General features: G+C 44.0%; 11 protein-coding genes. 7 read left to right on the top strand and 4 right to left on the bottom strand.

The window, feature by feature from the left end:
* The first annotated feature begins 52 nt into the window (after positions 1-52).
* The 3 genes from ACOOFG_RS04125 to ACOOFG_RS04115 all read left to right on the top strand — a co-directional run bounded on the left by ACOOFG_RS04125 (position 53) and on the right by ACOOFG_RS04115 (position 2,590).
* A complete protein-coding gene (locus ACOOFG_RS04125) occupies positions 53-832 on the top strand; it encodes a hypothetical protein (protein ID WP_420422376.1) in 780 nt (259 codons plus the stop codon).
* A gap of 78 nt (positions 833-910) precedes the next feature.
* Positions 911-2,371 (top strand): sodium/proline symporter, encoded by a 1,461-nt coding sequence (locus ACOOFG_RS04120; protein ID WP_420422375.1) that lies wholly within the window; start codon positions 911-913, stop codon positions 2,369-2,371.
* A 42-nt stretch (positions 2,372-2,413) separates the two neighbouring features.
* A complete protein-coding gene (locus tag ACOOFG_RS04115; protein ID WP_420422374.1) occupies positions 2,414-2,590 on the top strand; it encodes a hypothetical protein in 177 nt (58 codons plus the stop codon).
* Here ACOOFG_RS04115 and rmuC read toward each other — a convergent pair.
* The gene (rmuC, locus tag ACOOFG_RS04110; protein WP_420422373.1) at positions 2,563-3,891 is read right to left on the bottom strand and encodes a DNA recombination protein RmuC; all 1,329 of its coding nucleotides are present in this window, start codon (positions 3,889-3,891) and stop codon (positions 2,563-2,565) included. The two genes, ACOOFG_RS04115 and rmuC, sit on opposite strands and share 28 nt — an antisense overlap.
* Positions 3,892-3,899: 8 nt before the next feature.
* A complete protein-coding gene (locus ACOOFG_RS04105; protein WP_420422372.1) occupies positions 3,900-4,739 on the bottom strand; it encodes a CDP-alcohol phosphatidyltransferase family protein in 840 nt (279 codons plus the stop codon).
* A 449-nt stretch (positions 4,740-5,188) separates the two neighbouring features.
* On the opposite strand from ACOOFG_RS04105, the gene ACOOFG_RS04100 reads away from it, so the two are divergent.
* Together ACOOFG_RS04100 and ACOOFG_RS04095 are read left to right on the top strand one after the other, a co-directional pair.
* Entirely contained in the window at positions 5,189-8,335 is a 3,147-nt protein-coding gene (locus ACOOFG_RS04100; RefSeq protein ID WP_420422665.1) for a ribonucleoside-diphosphate reductase subunit alpha, read from the top strand.
* A 12-nt stretch (positions 8,336-8,347) separates the two neighbouring features.
* Positions 8,348-9,409 (top strand): ribonucleotide-diphosphate reductase subunit beta, encoded by a 1,062-nt coding sequence (locus tag ACOOFG_RS04095; protein WP_420422371.1) that lies wholly within the window; start codon positions 8,348-8,350, stop codon positions 9,407-9,409.
* A 36-nt stretch (positions 9,410-9,445) separates the two neighbouring features.
* Here the strand turns inward: ACOOFG_RS04095 and ACOOFG_RS04090 are convergent, their stop codons facing one another.
* Together ACOOFG_RS04090 and ACOOFG_RS04085 are read right to left on the bottom strand one after the other, a co-directional pair.
* On the bottom strand, positions 9,446-10,933 hold the full coding sequence (locus tag ACOOFG_RS04090) for an alpha/beta hydrolase (protein WP_420422370.1): 1,488 nt from the start codon (positions 10,931-10,933) through the stop codon (positions 9,446-9,448).
* A 28-nt stretch (positions 10,934-10,961) separates the two neighbouring features.
* Complete coding sequence (locus ACOOFG_RS04085) at positions 10,962-11,540, bottom strand: hypothetical protein (protein WP_420422369.1); 579 nt, start codon at positions 11,538-11,540, stop codon at positions 10,962-10,964.
* 432 nt (positions 11,541-11,972) lie between these two features.
* Between ACOOFG_RS04085 and ACOOFG_RS04080 the strand changes: the two genes are divergently transcribed.
* A complete protein-coding gene (locus ACOOFG_RS04080; protein ID WP_420422368.1) occupies positions 11,973-12,881 on the top strand; it encodes a hypothetical protein in 909 nt (302 codons plus the stop codon).
* A gap of 245 nt (positions 12,882-13,126) precedes the next feature.
* Positions 13,127-13,657, top strand: coding sequence for a hypothetical protein (locus ACOOFG_RS04075; protein WP_420422367.1), 531 nt, complete (start codon positions 13,127-13,129; stop codon positions 13,655-13,657).
* The last annotated feature ends 137 nt before the right edge of the window (positions 13,658-13,794 follow it).

Raw genomic sequence — 13,794 nt, 5'->3', positions numbered from 1 at the left:
TTAATGTTCTTCATTTATTTTAAACTGCACTTTATACAAAGGAGAGCGAGTTATGGCAACGAAATTAGAGCTAGGAAAGCAAGAGTTTACGCTTGATACTGCAACGCCATATATGAATGGTTTTGTCAATTTGATGCATAAGCGTGAATATGACTCTGCAGTAGACAAAGGCAAATACGACGGACTACATGCAGCTTTTGAAACTCTTTTCCGATCAGTTGTAAAATATAACGACTCAGATCATGAACCCACACTTAAAAAAGCTGTCACTGAAATCTCAACAGGCATGGCCGAGCAAGTTGCAGTTTCATCCTACCTTGCGAAAAAGGACATTGTTCCTGTCGCAACAGTTAACGAAGAGATCGAAGATGCAAACTATGGCTTCTTGGACTCAGAAACTGGACATGGAGTTGAAGGTACGCTAGTTGGTATTCAAGTTGGAGATCACTTCCGTGTAATCAGATTAGGAGCCGAACTTCACGCAAGTACAATAAAAAAAGCTGGTGCAGAAGACCTCGCAGGTAAATTCCACGTCCATATTAACTTCCAAGCTCCAGCATCTAAAACTGTTAACACAACAAGTAGACTTGCGTTTCTCACTCTCCCCTTTACTTTTGCAAAAGCGGTGATTAAATGGCCTTTTGCAACAACAGCACGCAGTGTCCTAACAGTTTCTATCATTGTTGGAGTAGCTTCTATGTGGTTTGCTGGAGGAGTACCAAGCACGGATACTCTCTGGTCTTGGGGCGACACAGTTAAAACTCACACTTGGGACCACCTGCCAGACTGGAATGCAACAACTGCAATGGCAAGCAAACTCAAGCTTTGGTAAGATAAAGAGCTTTTCCTTTATTGAGAAATTCTCTATGATAAGCGCCAGTTTTAACTGGCGCTTTTATTATTTAGAACAATGCTACAAATTTCTGCAATTGTCCTTTATTTCTGTCTGGCTCTGGGGGTTGGAATCATTTCGACAAGAAAGCACACCTCTTCAGAGGGCTTCCTCATGGGCAATCGCTCGTTAAATTACTGGCTAACAGCGCTTGCGGCACATGCTAGCGACATGAGCAATTGGCTTTTCATGGGTTACCCAGCTGTGATCTTCCTCGGTGGAGTCTTTGGAAGTTGGGTGGCGATTGGCCTCACACTCTGCATGTTCCTCAACTGGCAGTACATTGCGCCTAAGATCCGCACCGTCACAGAAAAAACTCAGTCTCTCACCCTCTCCTCCTACTTTGAAAAACGCCTCCAAGATCGCTCAGGCGCGCTGCGGATGGTTTCAGGAGGGATTTGTTTCTTTTTCTACACCGTCTACATTGCTGCAGGACTGACAGGACTGGGCATCTTAGGAGAAAGTCTCTTTGGAATTTCCTATAAAGTGGGGATCTTCTCAGGCATTGCTCTGGTCGTCGGCTATGTCCTTTTTGGAGGATTTGTAACACTCGCCTGGCTCGACCTCTTCCAAAGTCTCTTTTTGATGCTCGTCATCATCTTTGTTCCCCTCTACATCATGCAGGGACTTGGAGGCTTTTCCGAAGTGATCCAAACTTTGGAGACAAGCTCGGTTTCCCTCACCCTCTTTCCCAACTTTTCAGGGGCGACGTTGCTGACCATTGTTTCAATTTCTCTAGGATGGGGGCTCGGTTACTTTGGGCAGCCTCATATCATTACAAAATTTATGGGAATTCGCTCTGTGGAAGAGATCTCCAAATCTAAAAGAGTCGGAATGGCTTGGATGATTTGCTCGCTCGCCGCTGCAACACTTGTGGGACTTGTAGGCTTTTGTTACTTCCCCTTTGGATTGACAAACCCAGAGACGGTTTTCATTGAAATGGTCAGACGGACCTTTTCCCCCTTTCTCATTGGGCTGATTTTATGCGCCATTATTGCAGCCATCATCAATGTGATGAGTTCGCAAATGCTCGTCCTCACCTCTATTTTATCAGAAGACTTTTACCGCAAACTCTTTCCTAAAAACGCTTCTGATAAAAAACTCCTTCTCGTCTCGCGGTTAGGTATTATCGGAACATCGCTTGTTGCTCTTGCTCTCGCACATGGAGGCTTTTCTTCGATCTTTACACTTGTCGAATACGCATGGGCAGGACTTGGCGCCTCGTTTGGACCACTACTGCTCTACCTTCTCTACTCTAAAAAGGCAACAAAAGCTGGTGCTTGGACAGGGATGATTTCAGGTGGGTGCTTAGCCGCAACATGGCCACTCATTGATCCTCTTCTTCCTATTTCACTTCACCCGCTCTTTCCCGCCTTTATTGTGAGCCTTTTCCTCAACTGGGCTGTCACACAGTTGACCTTCAAGAAAGAATCACTCCTCGTCGACACACTCAGCACAGGCGTGGATGTGCGGTCCTGACCACATGTACTTGCCACAGTCCGTGCAAGTAATAGGCTTATCGTGAATGTGAAATCCGCTCGGTTGATACAGCTCTACTTCAGCAAGCTTGAGCGCCGTGAACGTCACCACGATAATGCAGGCGAAGAAAACGAAAAGACCCATCACTGCTTTACTCATAAACTCGAGCTTAGATCTGGAATGGACTTCTGTCAAGATTCTTTCATTTCGGCAGCTTGAATTTCGCGTGGAACGCGGTCGATGGATGGAAGTTCATCGAGTTCGATTGCATTTGCAGCAGCCCCCATCTCCTTAAACTTACGCGCAGAAACGAGCACGCGTGATTCGAGAGATCCCACAGCTTTGTTGTAAGATTCAACGGCACTTGAAAGCCCTCGTCCTACTTTTGTCCAGTGGCCGCTCATGTCGACAATCCGTTTATACAGCTCATGGCCCAGTCGGCTCACTTCTTCGGCATGCTGTGAAAGCTTTTCTTGCTTCCAACCGTAAGCAATGGCGCGCAAAAGACCAATCAATGTTGTCGGTGTCGCAATGATCACCCCTTGTTCCACTCCTATTTCTATTAAGGTGGGATCGTATTCCAAAGCCGAGCTAAAGAAATGATCCGAAGGAATGAACAAGACGACAAATTCAGGTGTGGGTTGAAAGCTTTGCCAATAGGATTTTTTGCCAAGTGCTTGAACGTGTTGTCGCACATGGCGGGCGTGTACTTTGAGCTTTTCTTCTTTGACACCCGGGTCTTCAGCTTGCATAGCATCTAAAAATGCTTCGCATGGGGTTTTCGCATCGACAATGACTTGCTTATGACCTGGCAGCCTCACAATAAGATCAGGGCGGACCGCACCTCCTTCAACAGACTCTTGCTCATAAAAGTCGCAGTGATTCACCATCCCGGCAAGCTCGACAACCCGTTTGAGCTGCATCTCGCCCCAACGCCCACGGACAATGGGGGTGCGCAAAGCGCGCACAAGGGTCGAGGTTTCAGAGCGAAGCTCTTTTTCAGCTTGGAGCATCGCATTCATTTGAGTTTTTAAACTCTCTTGATCCCCTTTGCGCTCTTTTTCTATAGTGCGCATTCCTTGATCTAGCCGAGTGAGAGACTCTTTCACAGGCTTGACGAGCTCCTCAAAGGTCTGCTGCTTCTTTTCGAGATCCCCTTTTGCTTTTTCTTGAAACTTCGATAGGGTTTCTTTGGCCAAGTCGAGAAACGATTTGTTGCTCTTTTCGAGAGCTTCAGCCGATAGTGCACGAAAAGCTTGGGTTAACTTTTCTTGGCTTTCTTTGACCATCGCGAGCTTTTCTTCTGTGAGCAGCTTTTGCTGCTCCAGGGCCATTCGCTGCTCACCCCGTTCTACCTTGAGCTGAACAATTTCTTCTTGAAGCATCTTATTTTCCTCTTTTAATAAGACACTCATTGCTGCAACTTTTTTCGCTTCTCCATGGTACACTTTGCCACGCAAAAAGAAAAAAACTGCCAGTATGGCAGCCAAAATGGATGTAAGAATCAATGCAATTTCCATAAGATCACCTAATCTTTGTCTTCTGACTCGGGCTCGTAGTCTGCAAGCGTCTTGGATTTTTTGCCAGCAATGAGACGCGCAATGCGCAAGATACATCCTGTCAAAATATAACCAACCGAGCCGATCACTAGGACAATGGGGAGGTAGTAGAAAATTCCATATAAAATAAAGATGGCTAAGATGACAGAAAAGAGGATGAGGTGAAAAGAGGGTACTCGCACCCGCAAGGTTTTTAAGCTGGGAAACTTCCACTTGCAAATCATGAGATAGCCAATGAGGATCATGATGCAAGTTAAGACAATGGTCTTTGTCATGTGAGGCATTTCAGTAAACCATTCCTTGAAGAAGATCGAATTGATGAAAAGGTTCACCGAAACAGCTCCTGCCGCTGCTGCGGGAATGGGAAGTCCCGTGAAATTTTTCTTGTAAGCAAGCATCGCGATCTTATCACTTTTGGCTTCTTGCGCCCGCACGTTGAAGCGGACGAGCCGTAGTACCCCGCATATTGTATAGAGCATCGCTCCGACAACAGCAAAAAAGGAAAGCCCTGATGCATGTTCTAAATTGAGACTTTTTAGAAAGAGGACGGATGGTGCCACCCCAAAAGAAATGGTGTCGGCAAGTGAATCAAACATCACCCCAAATTCACTTTCTGCATGTATGATCCGTGCAACAGCTCCATCTAAAAGATCGGCAAATGCTGCAAGTAAAAGAAGTAACGCAGACGAATAAAGTAGTTCATACGCCCCTGCTCCTGGCATGGAAAGATTCACCTTAAACACAACGAAAAGTCCACACGAAAGTCCAAAGGCAGTAATAATATTTGGGATCAGGTAAATCTGTCTCATTTCATTTCAATTGTACAAAAAAAATCAGGATAACAGATTTGAAATATGTTTGAAATTGCAAAAATTTTTCGCGTAAACGACAAATGTCTTTATGTTATTTTTATAACATCAAACGCTAATCGCCTCTTTTCCTTCGAGTTGAAATTTTCCGAATTTTTTTTTTGAGTTTTGTGAGATTTTTCTGTAGACTTTTGGAATGCGACTACAATATATAGTGGGTTAACAGTCATCACCAGTACAAGATGTAGTAGAAGGGCGGAATTAACAAAATTTCAGAATTAATCTGTTTTTTGTTTTGAAAATGAAGTTTTTATGTTCAAAAAATTCTAAAGCGAGTTTGTAATATGGTAAAATCTAACACGTCTGATTCCGACACAAAAGGGTCCGTAAATCTGCTCGAATCGGTTTCCAAAGGTGTACTTCAAGACAATGTCAAAGCAGCAGAAAGCATGTGCACCGTTGTGAAACGAAACGGAACCATTGTGCCTTTTAGACAAGAACGGATCACGCGAGCCATTGAAGCTGCGTTCCGCGACACGAAAAAAATTGGAAAAGAGACTCCTCTCGCTCCTGACATTCAAGAAATGATCGAAGAGGTGTCGAATCAGGTTGTGAAGCAAACTCTCGAGCTTGCGACAAAAAACGTTTCTCTCACAGTTGAAGGAATTCAAGATCTTGTCGAAGTCACTCTTATGAAAAACGGACAACACGATGTTGCCCGCGACTATATCATTTACCGTGACCACCATAAAGCTGTGCGCGAAGGCGATCCACGGCACCTAAAAATTCATCGTAAAGATAGCGAAGCGCCTGTCCGTTTCAATCCGATCAAGATTGCTGCATCGATTGAAAGAATTTTCCGCCGCGTCAATAAAATTGAAGCAAGCACTCCTGACGACATCATCGAAACCGTCAACGTTTTGACGCAGCAAGTCGTCTCGGGCGCAGTTGCTCTCGCAAACGAAGGAGTTGAGCTCCACATTCACCACATTCAAAATCTTGTCGAAGAGCAGCTCATGGCCGCAGGCTACTTCCAAGCTGCAAAAGAATACATCCTTTATCGCGCTGAGAAGGGACAACAAACACCTGCGACTGCTGAATCTCCACTTAAGAAAAAGAAGCGACGCCAAGCGAAAAAAGACGAGCGCTCTTTCCATGTCATGAATGCGAAAGGAGAAACCTACACTGTTACTGAAACAGAGCTGCTTGAAAAAATCGACCATGCTTGCCGCGACTATGAAGACATCGCCCCCCCAGAAGAACTGCTTGAAAGCACCATTTTAAATTTCTACGAAGGGATCAAAGAAAAAGAAGTCGATCAAGCATTGATCATGGCTGCTAAAGCAAAAATTGAAAAAGATCCTGCTTACTCAACTATCGCCTCACGCCTACTCCTTGATGTGATTTATCGCGAAACCATCGGCACTGAAGCAACAGATCCCAAACTCGAACAAAAACACCACAAGTATTTTAAAGAATACATTGCGCACGGCATCAAAATTGAGCGACTCGATCCTAAACTGAAAGAGTTTGATCTCGATGTACTTGCCAAAGCGATGAAACTCGAGCGCGATGACAAATTCAAATACCTAGGCATGCAAACCTTGTACGACCGCTATTTTATCCATGACGATTGGCGCCGCATTGAAACGCCGCAAATCTTTTGGATGCGTGTCGCAATGGGGCTTGCTCTAAATGAAAAAGAAAAAACCAAATACACCATTGAGTTCTACAACGTTCTCTCTCAGTTCCACTATCTCTCTGCGACACCAACACTGTTCAATTCGGGAACCACTCACTCGCAACTCAGCTCTTGCTACATCTCAACTGTCATGGATGATTTAGAGCACATCTTTAAAACCATCTCTGATGACGCTCAACTTTCAAAATGGGCTGGTGGACTCGGGAATGATTGGACAAATGTCCGTGGCACAGGCGCCCTTATCAAAGGAACAAATGGCCAAAGCCAAGGGATCATCCCCTTTCTCAAAGTTGCGAACGACACAGCGGTTGCCGTCAACCAAGGTGGAAAGCGAAAAGGAGCCCTTTGCTCTTATTTAGAAACGTGGCACATCGACATCGAAGACTTTCTTGAGCTTCGTAAAAACACGGGAGATGAGAGACGTCGTACACACGATACGAACACAGCCAACTGGATTCCCGATCTTTTCATGAAGCGGGTCAAAGAAAACGGCCACTGGACTCTTTTTAGCCCCGACGAAGTGCCAGACTTGCATGACCTTTACGGCGCTGCATTTGAAAAACGCTACACCGAATACGAAAAAATGGCAGAAGACGGCACCATTCGACTTCACAAAAAAGTCGAAGCGTTGCAACTGTGGCGCAAAATGCTCAGTATGCTCTTTGAAACGGGGCATCCATGGATCACCTTTAAAGATCCTTGCAACATTCGCTCACCTCAAGACCATGCCGGGGTCGTGCATAGCTCTAATCTCTGCACAGAGATCACACTCAATAACTCACGAGAAGAAACAGCGGTTTGTAACCTAGGCTCTGTCAACCTCGTCGAACACGTCACAGATAAAGGACTCGATGAGAAAAAAGTCTCTCGCACAGTCCAAACAGCGATGCGCATGCTCGATAACGTGATCGACATCAACTTTTACCCCATTCCAGAAACCAAAAGAGCCAACACCACGCATCGCGCTGTCGGACTTGGTTTCATGGGCTTTCAAGACGCCCTAAACATTCTAGGGCTTAGCTATGCAAGCCACGAAGCCGTCGAGTTCGCCGACAAGAGTATGGAGATGATTTCGCACTACTCCATTCTTGCTTCAAGTGAGCTTGCAAAAGAACGGAACCCTTACCCTAGTTATAAAGGTTCAAAGTGGGAACGTGGTCTCTTGCCAATTGACACCATCGATCTTCTCGAGAAAGAGCGGGGTGAAAAGGTTGAAATGGACCGCTCCACTTCACTTGATTGGAACAAAGTCCGAGAGTCGATTCAAAAGCACGGCATGCGTAACAGCAACTGTATGGCCATTGCTCCAACAGCAACCATTGCCAACATCACTGGCGTGAATCCGTCTAACGAACCCATTTATAAAAACCTCTACGCTAAGTCGAACCTTTCAGGTGAATTCACCATCTCAAATCCTTACCTTGTGGCTAAACTCAAAGAGCTCAAGATGTGGGATGATGAGATGATCGATGACCTTAAATACTTCGATGGATCGGTGCAAGAAATCGAGCGCCTTCCAGAAGATGTGAAAAAACAGTTCTTAACAGCGTTTGAAATCGATCCTGAATGGATCATTGAGTGTGGTAGCCGCCGCCAAAAGTGGATCGACCAAGCGCAATCACTTAACCTCTACCTAGCAGAGCCCAGTGGAAAAAAACTCCATAACATGTACATGCTCTCTTGGACAAAAGGACTCAAAACCAATTACTACTTGCGCACAACTGGCGCAACCCAAATTGAAAAGTCCACACTCGATATCAATAAACGAGGACTTCAACCTCGTTGGATGAAAAATGAATCGCCTTCTGCACGTATTCAAGTGCAGAGAGACGAAGCTGCTACAAAAGAGGTGCCCGTGTGCAACCTCGAAGAAGGCTGTGAAAGTTGTCAATAATAGGAGGCTCCGATGGATAATACAACAACCCTTCCCGAATCAGAAATTAAAGATGGCGAAGCAAAACGCGCGGATGCCAATGAGAAACGACTGATCAACTGCACCACAGTTGACGTCAACCAGCTCATGCCCCTCAAATACAAGTGGGCATGGGAACACTACCTCAATGGCTGCGCCAACCACTGGATGCCGACAGAAGTTCCGATGGCAAAAGACATCGAGCTGTGGAAATCTAATCACCTCAGTGAAGCAGAACGGCTCGTGATCATGCGCAACCTCGGGTTCTTCAGTACTGCTGAAAGCCTCGTTGCCAACAACATCGTCCTTTCCATTTACAAGTTTGTGACAAACCCCGAGTGTCGCCAGTACCTTCTTCGACAAGCCTTTGAAGAAGCGATCCACACGCACACCTTCCACTACATCGTTGAATCTCTTAACCTCGATGAAGGACGGATCTTTAACATGTACAACGAGATCAACTCGATCCATGCGAAAGACGACTTTGAGATGAAACTAACCGAAGACCTTCTCGATGAATCCTACACCACTTCGACACAAGCCGGAGCCCAAAAATTCCTCGAGAACTTGATCGGTTACTACATCATCATGGAAGGAATCTTCTTCTATAGTGGCTTTGCGATGATCCTCTCTCTTCAACGCCAAAATAAAATGGTTGGAATTGGAGAACAGTTCCAATACATTCTCCGTGATGAAACCATCCACCTGAATTTTGGAATTGATCTGATCAACGGAATCAAAGAGGAAAACCCCGAACTTTGGACACCTCAGTTCCAAAAGTACATCACAGACAAAATCAAAGAAGCTGTCGAGCTTGAAGTGCAATATGCACAAGACTGTCTGCCTCAAGGAATTCTCGGCCTCACGGCGCCCATGTTCCGTGAATATGCCCAATACATTGCAGACCGCCGCTTAGAACGCATCGGTCTCCAAACGCAGTACAAATCGCGCAATCCTTTCCCCTGGATGAGCGAAACCATTGACCTTGGAAAAGAGAAGAACTTCTTCGAAACCCGGGTCACAGAGTACCAATCTTCATCCTCACTCAGTTGGTAAAAAAATAGCGGCAGCTTTCGCTGCCGCTTAATTCTTCTAAATAGAGTGATTTCTTTGAGCCATCATGAGCTTTTGGGTGAATGCTTCATGACCAAGTTGCCGAGATAAGTTAATCGCAGTTTCCATGAAACGTTGATGCTGCTTATTACTCAAAACATCTTTAAGTCCAAAATCATGATGAATGGGTGTCAAAGGTTTCCCATTCATCACTTCACTAAGAGCCTCAAAATCTTGCTCACTCACAGCTACGAGAGCGCTGTGAATTTGCATGTCCACCTCAGAAGCATTCCTAGGGTCAAAAGCTATTCCTCTAAGAGTTTCAAAGCTCTCTGCTACTGCTTGCTTTGCCGTTGCGGGCTGCTCTGGAAAAACAGGTACAGATAGAGCTGAACTTTTGAAGATGTCATCAACAGCATGAGCCACATTTTGATCTAGCCACCAATCCGTTACATGAGTTCCCCCTGTGATGGTTAAGTAATGCCCTCGCGGGTTTTGAGTGACTTGAGAGATGATTTGCTCTTTGTCATGATCTGGAACTAACTCATCTCCTCCATAGCCTGCTTCGTCAGGAACTCCGAGCGTGTAAATTTGAATCCCTTCGTTTTGACTGAGGTTTTCTGCCACATTGTAGCTCGGAAGAGTCAGGGAAGAAACTGCTTGAACAACGGGTTTTGCGCTAAGGAGAAGTCCGCTGAAGGTTTTAAGCCAACTACCTTCTTCTTCTGCAGCTGCTTTTTCTGCTTTTTTCTCGACAATGTCTGCTGTAGCACTGGCAAATGTATTAGGTGACTGATCCACCCAGACATGGGCCCTGGGAAACATCTTTCCTGCTTCTGATGAAGGAAGGCCTCCAGCACACTGCCCTTTAAACATGATCTGGGTCTCATCCAATCCCTTCTCTTCGATAAGATACTGTCCTGTTGATCGAATGGCTTCCGTCATTCCTTCTTGGCTGTTTTGCCCTTCACTCAGCCCTTTCCCTGCGTAGTCATAGACAAGAACATTTGTTCCTGATAGCAAGAAAGTGAGAATTTCGCGAGAATATGCACTAAAATTTGCGGTTTGGTGCATAGATAGAACTACGGTTCCTCGATCTACGCCAAGGCGAGGATGTCGTACATCTTTCGGGCGAATGTCAGATAAAGCAAGCTGATTGAGATTAAATCTTTCAAAAGAGTTCAGCGTGTCTAATGCTTCACTTTTTTGAATCAAGTAAAGCTTTCCCTCGTGACGCATCATATTCCAAGAAGAAGCCTCAATACTTAATCCCTTCCCCTTTGGAGATTGGTATGTAAAAAGTTGTTCGACCTCCTCAATATTATCTTCAAAGACAATGGCAGGTGTGCGCATAGATGAACTTCTAAAGAGATTAAAAGTCAGAGAAAAGTCCTCAGCAGGGCTCACTTTCACTTCAGAAGGAGTTGACTGAATCTTAAGCTCTTTTGCCGCATAGCTTGAGACGACAATTAAGTTTTGTTTCCTAGAATTAAAGTGCCACCAAGACGCTGGCTCAAATGGCTGCATCGAGTCTTCCCAAAAAACTTCGAGTTTTCTAGCATTTGCAAAATGCTAAGAAGTCTTTCGGGTTTTTAAATTCCGATTCGAGATCGGAGGTATAGGGAATGCGGACACCGCTTTGAGATGACATTTTCTGTTGCAATGATAACTCGACGGGCTGAGCATTTTCAAAAAATGGGTGGTTCATGTTCAGTTCTAAATCCACGAACTTTCCTCCCATTTTATCAACCTCTCGATAGAAGCTGTCGACTTCAAAATGAAAAGCTGAAATTTGATCACCCGTTTGAGTTGTAAGAGTTAGAGGATCTCCTCCAATTCTTTGAAACTGCTTATATTTACCTTCAATAAGGCGGTTCCTATCCCATGCTCTATCCGCGCCTTTGACAATCGTGCGCGAATTAATATAGCTAGTGAGCTGAGTTCCATAACCTACTTGTCTTTCTTGCTTCCCACTTCGTTTTGGCATAAAGACTTTTGTTTTCGTCCCTACTCCAATTTCAACTTCGCACGCTTTTTCTTTTACTACTTGCTCTTCGTTTTCTTCTAGAAACATCATGCAAAAGTCTTCTTCCCTCAAAGGTGCAACAACTGCACCGCCTATAGCGTTAGCCATACCTTATTTCCCCATCTTTCTTTTTTTTATCTTCGTTAGAGCCCTTCTTGACTCATCTTAGAATCTTTTGAGAAGAAGAACTCTTTCAACTACTGAAGACGGGGACAAATGATCATTGTTCATTGAGAAATCGCTGATTTCGAAAAAAGCAGCATTAAAGACAACCCTATTTCTTCCCACATCTTTCAAAAAATTATAACACAATTAAACTTAAAATTACACATATAATTACAAAACACAAATTATTTTATATTAACAACTTAAAAATCAAAATCGACAAAATCGCTTCCTATATTTTAAGCAACTGAAAACCAGATAGTTATACAACTATCAATTCTTAAATAACTAAACACAAAACGATTGTGATATTAAAATAATTGTTTGATTTAAATTTAAACTTATATTATAATTTTTAATTAAAAGGGGAGAGTTATGAGCGGTTTAGAAATAATCGATTCTTGTATCTATAGTTTATTCAATACAACAAGTACTCTTGATCCACTCAGCGCCGATGGAAATGGCCTGGCAACTGTCGCTTATAGTGTCGCACTCGCGTTTTTTGCAGCAAAAGCTGTCTACGACAATTTTAGCTGGTCTAGTGCCGAGGTAAGTGAGCCTTCCATCAAAGAAATGCAAGTGGAAGAAAAACATTATGCTCTTGTTGCAGAAACTGCAGAGCCAAAACCCCTTTCAGAAAAATTTTCTGACCCTCTCAACATCGCAGTCATCGAAAGAATCAATCAAGCAAGAGAAGAAGGCAAAAAAGTGATCCTTGTGATTGGAAGACATGATGCAGAGCCACTTCCAAAAGAAGAGGACGATGCGGTTTATGTTTCACTTGATGAACAACCGCGCTCCATTGTCCCTCCTGCAGAAGATCGACTCCACCTCCAAATGGAATTCAATTCTAAGTTCGATTTTTATCCGATGCATAGTTTATTTGACACCGTCATTGTTGATTTCAGTACGATGAAATCCGTTGACAACTGGGACATTTTAAAACCTCTTCTTCATCCAAGCCCTGATTCAACTCTGATCACCGAAGTGCCGATTGTTTCATTCCTTACAAGTGATAAGGAGACAGAAGCCACCCGTCTAGAAAACTTGAGACGTCCTCATTTTTACATTCCACCCAATGCATTCGCTCGACCAAGTCTCGAAAAACCAATAAAAAAAATTCAGCTCAGTGAAAAAACAAACTATCTAAAAACGCTTTTCAAAAGCGTTGAAGTTCATGAAAATGCCTCTTACCCAACTAGAACTCCTGAAGCGTATGGACATAGACACCCGTTAGGACAAGGGTTAAAGGCTAACCTCTTCGTCATGAAAAACCCTCTTTAAGATTCCAGATTACGTAAGTGATAAACAGTTCCAGACCTACGCCCCAGACTTTGGCCCCGTCAAGACAAAGTAAAACGAGTTTGCCCCATCAAAGTCTTTCCTTTGCGAGCCCGATTTGGGTTTCCTGCAACAGCCGCTTCTTTATGACACTATTTAGCTCCAATTTGTAGATTTCCTCATATTCAAAAAACAAGTTTTGCAATAGGATGAGATGCCATTTTTAAACTCAGATAGGATTACGAAATATGAAAAAACTACTCATTGCACTCTGCTTAGGGCTTTTTTCACTCACTCAAATGGTACAGGGATCGGAAAAGACATACACCTATGATGAAAGTAAAGACCTGGTCGAAATACGCTACCTCAAAGGTTACAGAGCCCCTGGAGAGATTTTGGTCAACCTCATGTGCGTTGAGGGGCTTTGTTTTGAAGAAGAGTTCAGCTTTGGCAAGGTAAAAGATGGCTGGCAATGCAAACTTTCCTGCCACCTTCTAGAAAGCCAAATGGTCTATCAAGACGAAAAGTTGCTCGAGCATATGGAAGTGTTAATCACAGCAACAAATCTAGAAGAACCTGGAAAAATTGAAGTTCTCGTCAACTTGTCCTCGCGCTTTGTTGACAAGGTCGATGAGGAGGGAATCGTCAGTCAAGTGAATCAAAGACGCACCATCACTTCAACAGTGACTTGTCCCGATCTTTCACTAAGCGAAAAACCAATGTACTATTGTCATGATGAAATTGGAAGCGATGTTTCAATTGGCTTTGTGCATCAATAACCATTTGAAGGGGGATGCTTTTTAATCATCTTTTTTTTATTCTTAGGGACTTCAATCAATAACCCGGAGTATGGTCTATTATAACCTGCTTGAATTTTTCTTTTCTTCCATCTTCCACATGACAAATCGGACCCTAC

The organism is Simkania sp. (genome assembly GCF_965215465.1).
In the GTDB taxonomy this organism is placed as follows: domain Bacteria; phylum Chlamydiota; class Chlamydiia; order Chlamydiales; family Simkaniaceae; genus Simkania.
Note: the sequence above shows the minus strand (reverse complement) of the source record. Positions and strands in the feature narration are given on the sequence as shown.